At 43.7% G+C, this 16,828-nt stretch carries 14 protein-coding genes; 9 read left to right on the forward strand and 5 right to left on the reverse strand.

All coding sequences use genetic code 11. From position 1 onward, the window contains the following. The first annotated feature begins 308 nt into the window (after nucleotides 1-308). Nucleotides 309-629: a helix-turn-helix transcriptional regulator gene (locus tag HY960_05065; GenBank protein ID MBI5215102.1), complete on the forward strand. Its 321-nt coding sequence runs from the start codon at nucleotides 309-311 to the stop codon at nucleotides 627-629. Nucleotides 630-774: 145 nt separating this feature from the next. Here HY960_05065 and HY960_05070 read toward each other — a convergent pair whose 3' ends face one another. After that, nucleotides 775-1,116 (reverse strand): hypothetical protein, encoded by a 342-nt coding sequence (locus tag HY960_05070; GenBank protein MBI5215103.1) that lies wholly within the window; start codon nucleotides 1,114-1,116, stop codon nucleotides 775-777. Nucleotides 1,117-1,168: 52 nt separating this feature from the next. Here HY960_05070 and HY960_05075 point away from each other — a divergent pair, with 52 nt between their 5' ends. After that, the gene (locus tag HY960_05075; GenBank protein ID MBI5215104.1) at nucleotides 1,169-1,783 is read left to right on the forward strand and encodes a fibronectin type III domain-containing protein; all 615 of its coding nucleotides are present in this window, start codon (nucleotides 1,169-1,171) and stop codon (nucleotides 1,781-1,783) included. Between the two features lie 191 nt (nucleotides 1,784-1,974). On the opposite strand, the gene HY960_05080 is transcribed toward HY960_05075, so the two are convergent. Beyond that, nucleotides 1,975-2,199 (reverse strand): type II toxin-antitoxin system HicA family toxin, encoded by a 225-nt coding sequence (locus HY960_05080; protein MBI5215105.1) that lies wholly within the window; start codon nucleotides 2,197-2,199, stop codon nucleotides 1,975-1,977. A gap of 1 nt (nucleotide 2,200) precedes the next feature. Continuing rightward, nucleotides 2,201-2,422, reverse strand: coding sequence for a DUF1902 domain-containing protein (locus HY960_05085; protein MBI5215106.1), 222 nt, complete (start codon nucleotides 2,420-2,422; stop codon nucleotides 2,201-2,203). A 429-nt stretch (nucleotides 2,423-2,851) separates the two neighbouring features. On the opposite strand from HY960_05085, the gene HY960_05090 reads away from it, so the two are divergent. Together HY960_05090 and HY960_05095 are read left to right on the forward strand one after the other, a co-directional pair. Beyond that, a complete protein-coding gene (locus HY960_05090; protein MBI5215107.1) occupies nucleotides 2,852-6,454 on the forward strand; it encodes a T9SS type A sorting domain-containing protein in 3,603 nt (1,200 codons plus the stop codon). 239 nt (nucleotides 6,455-6,693) lie between these two features. After that, the gene (locus HY960_05095) at nucleotides 6,694-9,051 is read left to right on the forward strand and encodes a hypothetical protein (protein MBI5215108.1); all 2,358 of its coding nucleotides are present in this window, start codon (nucleotides 6,694-6,696) and stop codon (nucleotides 9,049-9,051) included. A 65-nt stretch (nucleotides 9,052-9,116) separates the two neighbouring features. Here the strand turns inward: HY960_05095 and HY960_05100 are convergent, their stop codons facing one another. Next, complete coding sequence (locus HY960_05100; GenBank protein ID MBI5215109.1) at nucleotides 9,117-9,485, reverse strand: DUF5615 family PIN-like protein; 369 nt, start codon at nucleotides 9,483-9,485, stop codon at nucleotides 9,117-9,119. Continuing rightward, nucleotides 9,485-9,712: a DUF433 domain-containing protein gene (locus HY960_05105; GenBank protein ID MBI5215110.1), complete on the reverse strand. Its 228-nt coding sequence runs from the start codon at nucleotides 9,710-9,712 to the stop codon at nucleotides 9,485-9,487. Before HY960_05105 ends, HY960_05100 begins: the two co-directional genes overlap by 1 nt. An 87-nt stretch (nucleotides 9,713-9,799) precedes the next feature. On the opposite strand from HY960_05105, the gene HY960_05110 reads away from it, so the two are divergent. The 5 genes from HY960_05110 (at nucleotide 9,800) to HY960_05130 (ending at nucleotide 16,773) form a co-directional block, all read left to right on the forward strand. Further along, on the forward strand, nucleotides 9,800-11,269 hold the full coding sequence (locus tag HY960_05110; GenBank protein MBI5215111.1) for a T9SS type A sorting domain-containing protein: 1,470 nt from the start codon (nucleotides 9,800-9,802) through the stop codon (nucleotides 11,267-11,269). Between the two features lie 222 nt (nucleotides 11,270-11,491). Continuing rightward, a complete protein-coding gene (locus HY960_05115) occupies nucleotides 11,492-14,527 on the forward strand; it encodes a hypothetical protein (protein MBI5215112.1) in 3,036 nt (1,011 codons plus the stop codon). A 12-nt stretch (nucleotides 14,528-14,539) separates the two neighbouring features. After that, a complete protein-coding gene (locus HY960_05120; GenBank protein MBI5215113.1) occupies nucleotides 14,540-15,241 on the forward strand; it encodes a response regulator transcription factor in 702 nt (233 codons plus the stop codon). Nucleotides 15,242-15,414: 173 nt separating this feature from the next. Further along, nucleotides 15,415-15,747, forward strand: a complete 333-nt coding sequence (locus tag HY960_05125; protein MBI5215114.1) for a response regulator transcription factor — start codon at nucleotides 15,415-15,417, stop codon at nucleotides 15,745-15,747. A 501-nt stretch (nucleotides 15,748-16,248) separates the two neighbouring features. Beyond that, on the forward strand, nucleotides 16,249-16,773 hold the full coding sequence (locus HY960_05130; protein ID MBI5215115.1) for a hypothetical protein: 525 nt from the start codon (nucleotides 16,249-16,251) through the stop codon (nucleotides 16,771-16,773). The last annotated feature ends 55 nt before the right edge of the window (nucleotides 16,774-16,828 follow it).

Here is a 16,828-nt window from a genome sequence, read left to right on the forward strand (position 1 = left end):
AAATAACGAGTAGCCGCAGACTTTATGTCTGCGTTTTTGATGTGGAAACGCAACCATGAAGGTTGCGCCTACAGTGAAATCTAACTTTTGAGACAGCCCCACCAAATCACTCCACCACTCCATTTCCCGATTCTCTCATTCTCCCTCGCGCTCCTCTCCCGTGCGCCCAAGCGAAAACCCTCTACCATCCAAAGGCGAACAAGCCTTCCACCTAAGACCTAAAACCTACAATCTAACAAGTCCGTTACCTTTTCCCCTCACGAACGACTACTATAAAAAGGATAGTTCGTTTATCAGGAGAAACTGTAGTGAAAAAATCAGAACCGGTGGTTCAAGCGATTGAATGGATACAGGAACACTGGAAAGAAGGAAAATCATTAAAAGAAATTGCAACGATGTTTCAGGTCAATGAAACAACATTAGAACACGCGTTCCACGAATCGGTCGGAATGACAGTGAAGCATTTTATTGATACCAAGCGAAAGGAATTTGTTCTTCAGGCATTGAGGGATGGATATGATTTCGGGTACGAGGTCGGTCAGTTGATAGGCTTTAAATCCGACCGCGCGTTCTACCGATGGACTGAACGGGTGTTCGAGAAAACGTTATGGGAATTACGGAAGAAATAATTAAGGGCAGGAATACAACCCCAAGAAATAGGGACTTTTTTCTCTTGAATTCCCAACAGAATTTTATGAAATTTGACCTGACTTTTTACTCTGAAAAGTTTCTCCCATTGGCGACATAAAGAATTTCAAAAAAATCATGAATGATTCAGACAAACAGGCAAAAGTTCTTATCGGAAACAGAACTGTTTCCGACAGAACCAAGACTGTTCCCGACAAGAACAGGACTGTTTCCAACAAGAACAGGACTGTTTCCAACAGAATCATGACTGTTTCCAACAAGAATACGACAGTTTCCAACAGAACCACGACTGTTTCCGACAAGAATACGACTGATACCAACAGAACCACGACTGTTCCCAACAGAATCAGGACTGTTTTCGACAAGAACAGAACTGTTTCCGACCGAAATAAGACTGATTTCGACAGAACCAATGTCATTTTCTGCAAAATCGGAATTGAAGTAAACGAAAAAACAAGAGTTATTCACAAATCAACCAATTAACCAATTAACTATTCACCACTAACCAATAATAAACACTATGCACAAATATCTTCAACAAACATTCGACAGATTACAACAACAGGCAAACGGTATGTCAAACCATGCCGATTTGTGGCAGAACCAACCGGTCAATGCAGACCTCGTGAAAGCGGATGCCGCAACGCTTGAAACAACTGATTCCGACCTGACAACTTCCGAGCAACAACTCTCTGCGAAGAAGAAAAACGCAAGGGAACTTTCCGCATCGCTCAACGAGAAGGCAGACCAGAACGAAAACCTCATCAAGTTTATTCATAAAGATGACCCGGACAAGTGGATTGAGTATGGCATCGCACCAAAGAAGACGCCCGAAGCCGGGATGTCGCCCACACGCCCGCTGACGCTCACCATCAGCGACGATACCGACGGACAGGGATTCATTGTTCGTCTTACGGCTTCCGACACCGATGCGAAAATGTATCTCTGGGAACGGGGAACAAGCGCCGACCCGAAGGCGACGCAACCCGATTCGTTTGTGCCGCTCCGCGAGACAACAAAAATCAGCATTGTAGATGACGACGTACTTCCTGGCGTTCGATATTTCTACCATGTCCGCGCCTTTAACAACAAGGGCTACGGTCCCTGGTCGAATGTTGTGAGTAAAGTACAGTAAGTATCAATGCAAAATGAACACAACCTTGCGAAGGTTACACCGCATAGAAATGGAAAGTTGTAAATCTATGATTCCTGTTTTGGAAAGGAAAACCTTCGCAAGGGTAATTCACAAATTAACTAATCACCAATTAACTACTCACTAGTTAACCAATATCAAGCGTCAAGAAAGATAAGTATGGGACTATGAGTTTACGCTACAAGGAAATCATCAGGTCGAATGTTTGCCTGTTTCAGGATCGCACGCAGGGTGCCTTCAGGAATATCTCCGGTATGATTGGGAATGGTTGTATATCGGCGGGTCTCCGGGTTGAACCAGATTTCATGGCTTCCTGCTGCCTGCCTGTGGAAGTTGAAGCCAAATTGGCGCAACCGGTGAACCGTCTCACGGTACGTGAATCCGCCAAGCCGACCCATGTCAGGATGCGACGATTAAGGGATAATCGAACGATTCTGCAATCTGGCATGTCTCGGTCTGTTCTGTTTGCGCTTCCAACAGTTTTCGACAGACATCGCGTGCAATTTCAAGCGTCTCACTTGCCGTGCGACCTTGGGCAACAAGTCCCTGAATATCGTCCGACGTTGCAAGATAAACGCCTTCAGGCAGTTTTTCAATGTGGATGTTGATCATGCGTTCCATGCTGGTTCTCGTGTATAAGACAATAACGATGTGACTGATTTTTTCTGAAAGAATATAGACAATGGCAAGTACATTTTCAAACACCGTTCATCTATGAGTTGACAACCTTGCGAAGGTTATGCTAAATCTATGATTCAATTTTTTTACAAGAGAACCTTCCATGCCTGCGGTTTACAACTCGTAGAGCAGGCAGGCGCAAGGTTACACTTTCTAACACGGAGCGGGACAGAACTAGTACTCCTTGGTTTAGGGAAGAGATTGTTACTGTTTCGCTCCGGGATTTTTGAAAACAAACAACAAATGTGCGACTCACTTTTTCAAACAGATAAATCAAAAGATTGAGAGTATTGAAAAATTTACACAAAGAAGTGAGTCGCACATATCACTAATTCACTATTCACTAATTAACCAAAAATATATGGAGTTACTATGAAAAGTATTCTTACATTTTTACTAACGCTTTGTTGTGTGGTGAGTATCTCTGCACAACAAAAATTTCTCGTTACGCCTGATAACGATGCAATACCACTGAAGAAGGGGGAACGGGCAGAAAACATTATACAACAAATCAGCGATGAGCGGATGCAGACCGCAATGGCATGTAGCCCAACTCGACAGTACGGTTATGATACTGCCGATTATCCGCTTTGGGGACAGTTTAATGCCAAACATAAAGATGTCGTTGCCCAATGGTTTGTAACGCCGGCAAGCGGACAAATAAATAAAATATATTGGAGGGCTGGTGATCAGGTTAGCAATTATGACTCTACTGTTTATATCAGAGTTCATAAGGCTAATATCGGACCCAATAGCGGACCGGGAATTAATTTCCCATCGCCATGTTTCGATTGGGGATACTATCCAAACTCAAGCGATCTTGACCAAGGTGTGTCTGCATTTTCAGATTATGCAACTGGTCCATGGATTTCAACAGCGCAAGCACCCTATACTTCATTTCCTCTGGCAGGTAATGACCTTTGGGGTTTTGGTGGTTACCCAGTGATGATGCAACCTAATCAAGTCAACAGTGTTAATTTAGAAGAATTCTTTCCCCCCAATGTTACAGCAGGCGATTCATTTTGGATTTCGATGATAGTATCTGGACCTCAAGGTCATATTGATGATCTCACAACAAGATGGTTAACATCTATCGGCGGACCATCGCCTTCCCGTGTTTGGAAATTTTATGAACATGCGGGTACAACTTGTGGTGGTGCGTCGGTTCCCGGTTGGAAAGCGCGCGGCGGCGGGGACATACCCACTGACTATGTTTTCGATTGGTGGTATGAGATGTCGGTAACGTCAAATGTCGCGCCTACAATTTCTAATGTTACAGAACTTCATACAACTTTCAGTACATCTGACCGAATTGTTGAAGCAGAAATTGTTGATTGTAATTTTTCTAATCCGGGAGATATAGGAATTGCTTCTGCATTATTACAATGGTCGGTTAACGGGATTCAACAAACAGATGTACCTATGACAAATATAGGAGGAGATAGTTACAGAGGAATCATTTCCGGACAACCCGCCGGAAGTACAATACGATACTCACTGAAGGCTACCGATATTCATGGATTCATGGAAGAAGGCGCGCCAATAACGTATCGGGTAGTTGGATTAAACAACCAGATCTATCAAATTGATACGGCAACAGTGTGTTCAAAGAAAAGCATCAGCGCTACCGGAACCTCTATTCCGCCTTCTCAATTCTTTCTTGGGACACCACAACCCTATCATCCGGCTGACGATGGAACGGCAGGTCCGTTTGATATTGGCGGTGATATGAACTTTGCAGGTACAACCGTTCGTTACGCGTGGGTTGGAGTCAATGGCGGAATAGCACTTTCAGCAAGTGCTACCGATACGCAAGATGTTAATTCAGCCGGCTTATATGCTGATTGGACTTTCCCGAATTCAATACATCATGATGGTCGCCCTGATGTAGGTGGCGTCAATGGTATTCCGAAAAATTTCATTGCCGCTTTCTGGAATGACTTAATTCTCACTGACGGTTCTTTCACTCATGGTAGGATTCTTACACAACAAGGATATGCAGGCGACCCTTGTTTATTTATAGTAGAATGGGATTCTATCGCTGCTTATGACAATGAGGGATTATTCTATTTCGATAACACAACATTCAGAATTATTTTGAACCGATGTACAGGAACTTTTGAATATCAATACGATAATGTTGGAACGCTTGGGCTTGAAAATAGCGCGTTGGTAGGGTATGAAGCTGATTCATCCGGAAGTGTTCCGGGAAACTGGTTACTTGTCAATGACAATGGGTATCCCGTAGAAACAAAACTTCAAAACAATAAATGTATCGCTGTCAATTCGTATGTCCAGCCTCAGAACGAACTCACTGTGAGGAAGTTTGAAGATACAGACGGAAACTTCAATACCAGCGATGACCGTTCTGCAAAAGCTTGGCATTTGGAAATCCGCCAGGGCTCACCGACAGGAACTGTTGTTGCTTCAGGAAACAGCACAACGGTAACTGCAACGGATTTGGACGACGGAGTTTACTACGCAGTCGAAGTTGATAGTACTGACTGGTTCCATCTTGGTTACCTTTTCAATAGCACACCAACCGCAAGCGAGGATAACACTATCTCAGTCAATCTTACCAACGGTGATACTGTTGTCGTTGATTTCATTAATGCGCCCCCTGCTTATGGTAATGAGTATCGTTCCGCCACTTCCGAAGATTGGGCGCTTTCAAAAGATACGAAAGGCAAATTCACATCGTTGAAGAAAAAAGCAGACCGAGTGTTTTTCAAGTTCAATCTTATGGCTGATAATACAAGAAATCTCATCCTCGATTTCGGTATGTTTTCTTCCGGTGCGATTACAAAAGGGAAAACAAAATTAGATACTGTCGCGACATTCACAAATATTAAGAAGCCGGGATTTAATCTTATCGCGAATGTCGCGACGAACGAAACAATTCAGGTGGAAGGTGTTGGCTACATGGGAAAACTGATGAAGGCAAAATATATCTGGGGAGTGGCAAAGGCGGCTCTTGTTTCTTCCTACAAGCGGAATGAACTCGGCTTACCGATGCCGAACTATCACAACGTCGGCGAGGAAGTTTTTGCGCAAGGCGCGTTCCCGAATGGCTTAGTCGTCGGTATTCCGCAAGGGACGAAAGGAGCGAACTCGGTACTGCATAAAAAATATGCCGATGTACAGAAATCGTTGGTGAAGATTATCAAAAAGATTCCCGTTCTTCACTCCGATACACTCTCGGCGCGTTGTCTTGATTCACTCGATGGAACAAAAAAGAAACCGATTGATAAACAGCAAAAGAGTTTGCCACCGGATAAGCAGAACAACAAACTCTTCGCTGAAGCGCTTGCTTTGGAATTAAACGTCGCCGCAAGTGCGAGAGAAAAATTCCCTATCGGGTTGGGAGAGTTGACGTTTGAAGATACGGTTGCCAATCCGTTCAACGGAAAACCTATAAGCCAAATTTCTACATTGGCGGATTCGATGCTTTCGTGCTTGCCGCTTGCATCAATAATCGGTGAAACGTACGACGATTTGTATTCGGCAATCAGGATGATAAATAAGGCGTTCAGCGATACGTTGGTGGATACTCTTTCGTTTGGTTCGAAGACGAAACTGACCGGAGTGAAGCGACTGATTGATGTGTATTACCTCCATGTTACGCCAGGACTTGAACCTATTTCTCTCGCTTCTTTCGATGAACAACGTTCGGAAGAGCCGGAAGGATTTGCATTGTATCAGAACTATCCGAATCCATTCAACCCGACGACGAATTTCGGATTTCGGATTGCCAATTTCGGATTGGTGACATTGAAAGTGTTTAATCTTCTTGGTCAGGAAGTTGCAATATTACTGAATAACGAAGCGATGGAAGAAGGCGAGTACGAAATTCCATTCGATGCGTCTTCGCTTCCGAGCGGCGTCTATTATTATCGTCTGAATGTGGAGACACTGAATGACGAAGGTATAGCGGAGAACATGACGAGTGTGAAGAAGATGATACTTCTTCGATAACAATGTTTCACATTCCCGCAAGTTACCGTTTCAGGTTTACACAATGTTCAACAAAGTATGAATTTGAAAGAAGAACTTGCGGGAAGGTGTACGGTTTGTCATGCACTAATTACAATCTTGGAATTGATAAGAATCTACAAATGTAAGTATGTGGCACATACAATAAACGTATCACAAATTAACTAATCACCAACCTACGGTTGCCGTAGGCAATTAACTACTCACAAACCGGAGTTACTATGAAACACTTTTTAACATTTTTCATTTTTATTTTTGCATTTTTCATTCTCAGTGAAGCGCAGATTCCAAACAAACTCTCCTATCAAGGATTGCTGACGACACATGCAGGCGTGCCTGTGCAGGATGGAAGTTACGACCTCAAGTTCGACCTGTATAACGCACTTACGGGAGGAACGCTCCGGTACTCTGAAACACAAACAAGCGTGATTGTGCAAAGAGGAACGTTCAGCGTTTCGATTGGGACAGTAACGCCGCTCTCCTCAGTTTTTTCCGAGCCGTTGTTTGTGGAAGTCTCCTCGTTGGCTGGACCGGGAATTTCCTCGGTGCAAACGTTTTCTCCACGCTCCGAGTTGACGAGCGCTCCGTATTCTCTCGCGCCGTGGGTGCCGAACGGAAGTAGCATTTCTTACACGCAAGGGAATGTCGGAATTGGAACCACTAATCCATTATCAAAAGTCCATATTGGACTTGTGAACAATCTGGAAACGGATAACATGCTTCTTGGCGGACGCCTCCCTGATGAACCCCGAAAGTTCAACATAGTAGATAGTTCAGGAATTTATGCGGTTGGGATTGCTATCGAAAACAGAGGTACAGATTTGGATTTTGGAGGAACGATTATCTCCATGCGTAATCCAAATGTTCTTGGTGGTGTTAATGGAGAGATAGATTTTGGAATAAACTCCTTTGGAACAGGGAATCCGGGTGGGGCTGTTGGAACTACTTCCAATCATCCTTTTGCATTGCAAACCAATACATTACCACGTCTTTATGTTGACGCAAATGGTAATGTCGGTATCGGGACCACAAGCCCTGCTGATAAATTAACAATCGTTGATAATGCTAATATTCAACAGTCACTTCGCTCAACGGGAGCTACGAGTGCCGCGACGTTCAGAATAAACAATAATGCTGATCAACCTTTTGATTTTTTTAGTTACGGTTCTTCTTATGCCGGTACCCGTGTTGGTATTGCCGCGGCAGGTTTAAATGAACTCAGTAGTCAAGGGGCGAATGGATTACTTATCCGAAACTGGTCGTCAGTCCCTATTTATTTTGCCACGAACAGTTCTGAGCGCATGCGTATTGATGGGAGTGGAAATGTAGGTATCGGTACAACATCTCCGTCCTACAAACTCGATGTCAACGGCATCATTAACGCAACGGATATTTATAAGAACGGAGTTCCGCTCTCCGTCGGAGGCAGTCAGTGGACTACAAGTGGAAATGATATTTACTACAATTCAGGGAATGTGAGTATTGGTTCCGCTTCATCTCCTCCCGGTGGTGCAGGCAGGGAAGTACTCATTTCAGGGAGTTCGACGTTTAGCCGTCTTGAATTACAGCGCACACCTGCTGTAACGAGCGGCGACATAGGAGTCATCAATGCTTACAATGGTTCAACAAGTGTGACAGAAGTAAGTACGCAGTCAGACGGCGCTACAGATAACGGGAGACTAACGTTCTGGACTAAAGCATCAAGTAGTGCTATCGCAGAACGTATGCGTATTTCAAGTAATGGTAATATTGGAATCGGGACAACAAATCCTGATGGGATTCTTGCAATTGTAAGTGATGCTAACATCAATCCACCAACAATTCGAGACTCTCGTTCTGCTGCAGCGAACGTCGGTGGCATATTGTCTCTTACCGGCTATGTTACAGGCACAACAAATGCAGCTACGTTCGCGCGCATAAGAGGAAACAAAGAAAATTCTACTTCAAACGACTCTTCCGGCTACTTCGCTGTGGATACACGACCAACAGTCGGTTCGCTTTTGGAACGACTCCGTATCACTAGCGCAGGCAATGTCGGCATCGGTACAACTTCTCCATCATACAAGCTCGATGTCAACGGTATCATCAACGCAACGGATATTTACAAGAACGGCGTTCCGTTCAACGGAGGTAGTGGTGGGATTTCAAGTTCATCGAGCGTTGACCTCAGTGCAGACTTTTTACTTTCTTCGGGTAGTTTTGTGTGGAATGATGTCACCGGTATGAGTATTACGTTAGCGGTTGGTTCGAACGGTACGGCGCAAATCAATTTTATGGGGACTGTATGGAATTGGGATGGAACAGGTTACCCAAGCGGTACGCCGCCAAGTCTTGCAACTCCTTCTTTCGGAATAAAAGTAGATAGCGGTACAGAAGTTCGATACTCAAGTGTGCAGGTAACTGTATCCGGAAACTCACAGTATCTTAATCCATCGTTTTCAACTCTTATAACAGGACTTACTCCCGGTACGCATACGTTTCAATTACGGTATCTCCGGGAAACGGCAACGACATCTACACTTATGGCTCAATCGGGCACGGGCTGGATGTGCCGGTTAAGCGGTTTCGCTCTCAATTGATGTTTTGATTCATTGAAAGGAATTCTTATGAACAAGAAATTACAATTGCTGATTGAACTCCATACTCAAGTTCTTTTTTGATAGCGAATCTTATGGTGGTCAATAACAATGGAAGCATGTTCCCATGTTTCAACCGGATGCCGTTCGAGCAGTCTGAGCAACGCCTCCTGAGTTTGCCGGATGCCTGTCGGATAAACATTCAAACGAACAACTCCGAAGCCGGGAAGGTTGGGAATCTTCAATGGATTCTGGAAATCTTCATCGTACGTTATAATCACCATGCGATGTTGTTGAGAAAAGAAAAAGATTTCTTCATCCGTCATTCGTTGTTGACCGAGTGTTCTGGTCGATGTGATCTCAGCCCGATTTCCAACTTGTTGCTGAAGCCAATTAGCGATTGGTTCAGGAATATTTTGGTCAAGCAAGATTGTCATTACGCGGGAAGGTGGATGCTGAGTTGTGTTTCATCCACTAACTCGATTGCGTATGCAATGGCGGCTTCAATATCGTCAATGGAAAGTTCAGGGTAATTCCTGATGATGTCTGTGATTGTTTCTCCGCCAGCGAACGAACCAAGAATGTTCCGCACCATAATGCGGGTGCCGCGTATAACAGGTTTACCATGACAGATATTCGGATTTGTTTCGATTCGGTTATCCATTTGTATTGAAGAATATTGAGAACGTATTACTATCTGGAAAAAAGTAACCAAAGAAATTGAATAATTCAAATATAAAAAGGATTTTTTATGAACATGAAATATCATATGCTCATTGTACTCTGTACTCAACTACTTTGTACTCAACTTCTCAACACACAAACGATTGTTCATCCGTGGAACGTGAACGACCGCGGAGGGGGGCGATCTACTTCAAGTCAATTACAACTTCATTCATCGTTCGGACAAAACGTTGTTCTGCGCATGAGTTCCGAAACGGCAACATTGGAAAACGGGTATCTCCCCGGTGTGCGAACTTTTGCTGATGAGCAAGTACCGGCATTTCCACAACTTCTTATCATTCATTCAAGGAACAACATTCCGGTATTTTCATATCCGCTGAAGAATGGCGTAAGATATAAAATAACGGTTACTGGGACATATAGTTTTTGGAACGAATACGAGAGTTATGGAATTGATGCAAAGTATTTTTATGATGTACCTCCGACATATCCCGGTGAAGGGCAGGAACCATTCTTGTCCACCATAGAAGGCGGGTTGACAATTAATGGAGATACGATGTGTGCAATTCCTTCCGGGTATCATCCTGCACACGCGTACACAATGTTCATACTTGGAGCGGATACTTCGGTTGCATTTGTCATCAACGACTATTATCTGGGTGAGCCGTTGTACGAAGACAACTCAGGGTTTCTTCTTGCTCTTATCGAGCAGGAGAATATAACTATGACTATGCAAATGGAACAACGTTGGAATTTGATTTCCATTCCGTTATCAATTCCCGATTTTCGGACAACGGCTGTTTTCCCCCAAGCCGCTTCCCGTGTGTTCTCCTATTTTCAGAGATATCAAAACAACGATACGTTGGAAACCGGAAAAGGATATTGGGTAAAGTTTGATTCATCAGAAAACATTGAGTATGTCGGATCAACGATACTCGAAGATACCTTGGAAGTACAGCCAAGATGGAATCTCATCGGTTCTCTTTCAGAATCTGTTCCGGTCAATACTATCGGCTCAATTCCCGGTGGACTTGTTACCTCTCAATTTATTGGATATGATGGTACATATTATTCGACAGATACACTTGAACCGGGTAACGGATATTGGGTGAAAGTTGCTCAGGAGGGACAACTGATTCTTTCTTCGATTGCAACAATCGCACCTACATCAATGAATAATATCAAAATTATACCAACTACCGAATTACCTCCGGCTCCACCCTTACGTGGTAATACAGATGAACAATTGTCTACAGAATTTTTGTTAGGTCAGAATTATCCCAACCCATTTAACCCAAAGACAGTTATAAGTTATCAGCTAAAAGTTAAAAGCGATGTTTCATTGAAGGTGTACAACATGCTTGGGAAAGAAGTGGCAACTATCGTTGACGGCGAGCAGGAAGCGGGATACAAGTCGGTGGAGTGGGATGCATTGGATGTTCCGAGCGGCGTCTATTTCTATCGTTTGGAAGCCACGAGCGTCTCCGATGCGAATCGTTCGTTCAGGGATGTGAAGAAACTTCTGTTATTACGGTAAAGTACGTTGTCTAAGTAAATAACTAAAGTTGCGTTTCAACAGAGCCTGCATCAACAGCGTTTTCTTTCCACTGTTCTGAAATGCGGAGGTCAGCCGAATCCAAAAAAGTACCGGCTTGTTTTCTATTTCATTTCTTTCTTCCTACATTTCGGAGGTTTTTGAGACTCCTTCGTCTCAACTTGTTAGCATTGTCCATCATACAAAAGTAAAAACGCTTAAAAATTGTTTCATTCATCATTTGTTCGCAGTCTACAATATTTCGTGCTGAGCGGAATATTCGCTTTCCTGTTTGTGCAGTCTACTATTGCCGGAACAGATACACCCCGACGGGGAATTACTTCTGAGTATAAGATAGATTCATGGGGAATTGATAACGGACTTCCACAAAATAGCGTCAATGCAATTCTTCAAACGCGGGATGGTTTTATCTGGCTTGGAACATTTGGAGGACTCGTTCGCTTCGACGGTGTTAACTTCACAGTGTATAACCGGGGAAATACACCCTCTATGCTATCGGACAGAGTGTTGACGCTCATGGAGGATAAATCGGGAATGATGTGGGTAGGAACAGAGGGTGGCGGCGTTATGAAATTCGCTAACGGCAAATTTACTTCATACACAACGAGCGACGGACTGGCAAATACCACGGTACACGCTATGTTGCAGGATAGCGCCGGGTCAATCTGGATGTCTCATTACGAAGGACATGTCACACGATTTGTGAATGGAAAATTTACTCCCTATAAAACCGGCTTTCAACAGGGGGGATATATCATGCTTGATTCGCGTGGTGAGATGTTTTATCATTTCAATGATAGTGCGCTTCGGTTTCAGAATGAACAATTTGTTTCAAGTATTCCCGACAGTGTTTTCTTCGGGCTTCGGACAATTTCTCCCTTGTGGGATAAGCAGGGAAGGCTCTGGATTTGTAAAAATGGAGATATTCTGCTTTGCTATGTTGGAGGAAAACTTGAAAAGAAAATTTCAATCAGGGAGAACCTGCGGGTAGTCGGTGAACGCAACATGAAAATTGACAACGACGGAAATATCTGGATGTTATCCACAAGCGGAGTCATTCAGTATAATGGAATATCGCTCAGGTTATATTCGATGAACGACGGACTTTCTGCTCAGCAGGTTGTTTCAATGATGGTGGATAAGGAAGGAAATATCTGGTTTGGAACTCTCACTGCCGGTGTTAATCGTTTTCGGAAAAAATTAATCACCGTTGTTTCATCAAATGAAACAGGCGCTATCAATAATGCAACCTCAATTTCTCAACTTCATGACGGGACAATTATTGCCGGGTTCAACTGCGGCAAGTATAAATTGTTGAAGAATAATTCCGTTGTGAATTCGGTTGCCTACCCTGATTCGCTCAATTCATGCATCTGGTCTGTGCTGGAAGATTCCCGGAAGAGACTGTGGCTCGGTACATGGGGGAGCGGGTTATTTCAATCCCGCGTTGAATCTGATGGAACGATTACATCGGCAAGTAAATTTACTAAGATTCCAAGTCGGAATGTATTGGCATCGTATGAAGATAATGAAGGAAGATTATTGTTCGGTACGACAGATGACGGACTCTTCACTGTGGCAGGCGATTCTGTTTTTCAGTTCTCAACAACGAACGGACTTTCGAACAACGATGTGCGGGCAATTCTTCAAGATAGCCGCGGAGAACTATGGGTTGGAACCATGAATGGCTTGAACAAACTCTCCGACGACGGCATTCAAATTTATCGTATGAACGACGGGCTGAGGAGTAATTCCATTCGGGCGCTCTATGAAGATGAAGAACATATTCTCTGGATAGGAACATACGGCGGCGGGTTGAGCAGAATTGAAAATGGCAATATTGTTTCTTTCACTACTGATGAAGGACTGTTTGATAATCTTGTTTCTCATATCATCGAAGATGATGACGGTAATTTTTGGATGGGCTGTAACCGGGGAGTTTTTCGTGTAGCAAAACAAGAGTTGAACGAAGTTGCACATGGGAAGCGTACAACGGTGAATTCAGTATCGTTCGGGAAGGATTATGGCTTGGTGAATGTGGAAACGAACGGTGGATTTCAACCGAACGCGTTGAAATCAAAAGACGGGAGAATCTATTTTCCGACTGTTGAAGGAGTTGCGTGGCTGGATCCGAAGGATGTTCGGCTCAACACGACGATAATTCCTGTTCACATAAATTATGTAGAAGTTGACCTACAGCATTTGGAATTTTCTTCAACAATACACATTGGTCCCGACCAAAACAATCTTGTCATCGGATATACCGCGCCAAGTTTTATCGAATCGAAAAAAGTCCGTTTCAGATACATGCTACACGGATATGACCAAACATGGATTGATGCAGGAACTCGGCGCGAAGCATACTATACAAAACTTCCGCAAGGGACGTACAAGTTCACAGTCATTGCGGCAAACAGCGATGGAGTGTGGAATGAAACCGGCGCTTCGTTTACGCTCGTTGTTGTTCCTCCGTTTTGGATGACGTGGTGGTTCAGGGGAATCGGCATTATGCTGTTTCTTTCCATCGGTCCCATCCTCTATGTTCGTCGTGTCAGAAAATTACAGTATGAGAAAAATATCCGGGAACAATTTTCAAGAAATCTTCTCGCCAATGTTGAGCAAGAACGAAAACGCATCGCCACGGAACTGCACGATAGTATCGGTCAACATCTTCTTGTCATTAAGAACCGTTCGTCGTTTGGGCTACGACTTCTGCCGGATGAACAAAGAGTAAAAGAACAGTTAGATGGAATTTCTCTGGGAGCGTCCGATTCGTTAAAGGAACTTCGACACATTGCCTACAATCTCCGTCCGTTCGAACTTGACCGGCTGGGTTTAACAAGCGCATTGCACGGAATGATTGATAAAATACGCGAGTCATCTCAGGTACACATCGAAGCGAATATTGCCGATGTGAAAGGAGTGTTCCTGAAAGAGAATGAAATCAACGTCTTCAGAATTGTGCAGGAATGTTTAAATAATATCATCAAACATTCCGAAGCGACGAAGGCAACGGTAACAATAGAAAGAAATCTTCAAACTATTTCCATTTTAATTAGTGATAACGGAAAAGGATTTGACATCAGGAAGTTAAGTAGCGTTCATAAAAAACAAGGACTTGGAGTTTCCGGCATCGAAGAACGGGTACGAATATTAGGAGGGGAAATGCAACTCTTCTCTGAACCTGCCATGGGTACGTCTATCAAAGTCAATATTCCTGTTGAGCAACACAATAAATAATATTAAACTGCAATGAAACTACACTCACAACAGCGTACTTACCACTCACCGGTCACCACCGACGAATCTCCAATCTCAATTATTCTGGCAGATGACCATCCCGTTCTCCGGAAAGGTATGCTTGATATTCTCAGAAGTGAATCGAGTGTCAGAGTGATCGCGGAAACAGGAAACGGAGATGATGCGCTTCGACTCATTGAATCGGAGAAGCCGAACATTGCTATTCTCGATGTTGAGATGCCGAAGAAGAGCGGAATCGAAGTTGCCAAGTCCGTTCAGGAACAAGGACTCCCGACCGATGTCATTATTCTTACGCTGTACGATAGCGAAAATTTCTTCAATCAATCGTTGGATGTCGGAGTGATGGGGTATGTATTGAAAGATAGCGCGGTGGAAGATATTCTTGAGTGTATTCAATCGGTGATGGAAGGAAAACACTATATCAGTCCGCAACTCTCGAACTTTCTTCTCCGTCGTCGAAACCGTTCCTCAGCCGGTATAGAAAAGAAACTGGGCATTGATGCTCTCACAACAATGGAACGAAAAATTCTCAAGCATATCTCGGAAAACAAAACAACGAAAATCATCGCCGAGGAATTATTCCTCAGTCCGAAAACAATAGATACACACCGGCATAATATCTGCACAAAACTCGAAATCACCGGCACAAACGCGCTTCTCCGCTTCGCGCTCGAACATCGCGACAAACTCTAACCCCTTCAGGTAATAGGTAATTGGTTGTAGCACCTACTACCTACTACCTATAACCTTAGAATAGCTACACCCCTTCCTGTAGATAATTACAAGTCTTTCCTTATTGAATCACTCCTTCGGTTGGTGTACATTTATACTGTGGAAAAAGTAGTGAAAAGGCAAGAATGAGAATTATGATTGTAGAAGACAGCCGTGTCATGCGGATGATGATTCGCAATGTTCTCGGAAACGAAAACGAGTATTTTGAATTTGAAGATGGTGATGAGGCGGTTTCCGCCTATGCTTCCGTTCACCCCGATTATGTTCTGATGGATATCAGTATGAGACGGATGGATGGTATTACGGCGACGCAACGGATAAAGGACATGGATAATAATTCTCAGGTAGTTATTGTTACAGATTTTGATAATAAACAGTTTCGTGAAAATGCCGCAACCGCAGGAGCCGTTGCTTATATCACCAAAGAAAATTTATTCGATATCCAAAACGTGTTAACACCGAGATAGTCATACATCGGTGAGCGTTGAAAATTTTAGTCATTGTAATTAGTTCTCTCATCAATTATTTAAGGTCATACTATGAAATCTTTCTATTTCATTCTATCATTGTTTGTAGCACTCCTCCTGTGTTCACAGGGAAATGCACAAAATCTTACCACTTCCGTTCAGGGTGTTCTGCGCGATGCAGTCGGACATTCTGTGGAGGATGGCGCGTACACATTAGTCTTTAAGCTATACTCTGTTGATAATGGTGGAACAGCCCTCTGGACAGAAACACAGGAAAATGTTGTTGTAACCCATGGTGTGTTTTCCGTTGAACTTGGAGCCGTAACCTCACTTCCGAATATTGATGCCGCGACCGTGTACTACATTGGAATTTCTGTTGAAGGGGGCGCTGAACTACAGCCGCGTCTCAAACTCCACAAAGCATTCACTGCGAATGTTACCGCCGCAATGGCAGGATTTACGAATAATGTTCCTTCTACCGGGACGGCACGTCTTGATGCGGTGCAGTTTCCTGACAATACCACACTCTCAACTGCGGACCCGAATAAACTCGGCATTCCCATCGGAGGTATTATTATGTGGAGTGGAACTTCCGCTTCCGTGCCTTCGAACTGGGCGATTTGTGATGGGACAAACGGAACACCTGACTTGCAGAACAGATTTGTCGTCGGGGTGGGAAGTTCCTATGCGGTTGGAAATACCGGTGGCTCGGCTTCTGTTACACTCACTACTGCTCAGTTGCCAGCACATAATCATACTGGAAATACAAGTACAAATGGTAACCATACTCATGGTTCTAACTCAACTGACAGATTGGGTTTTGCGGCACGGGTTTTCAACTCTACCGTAACTTCGCTGGACAACACCGGGGACGAAATAAGTCAGTATATCACAACGCGGTTGCAGATATCTGAAGCGGGAGACCATAGCCATTCATTTACAACTAATTTTACCGGTTCAGATCAAGCACACGAAAATCGTCCCCCCTATTATGCTCTCTACTACATCATGAAGATTAGTAATTAATAAGTACAAGTACATCCTTAAATCACTTATTAATACTATTACTCAATGAGGTAGT

The organism is Ignavibacteriota bacterium, from assembly GCA_016212665.1.
Taxonomy (GTDB): domain Bacteria; phylum Bacteroidota; class Ignavibacteria; order UBA10030; family SZUA-254; genus FW602-bin19.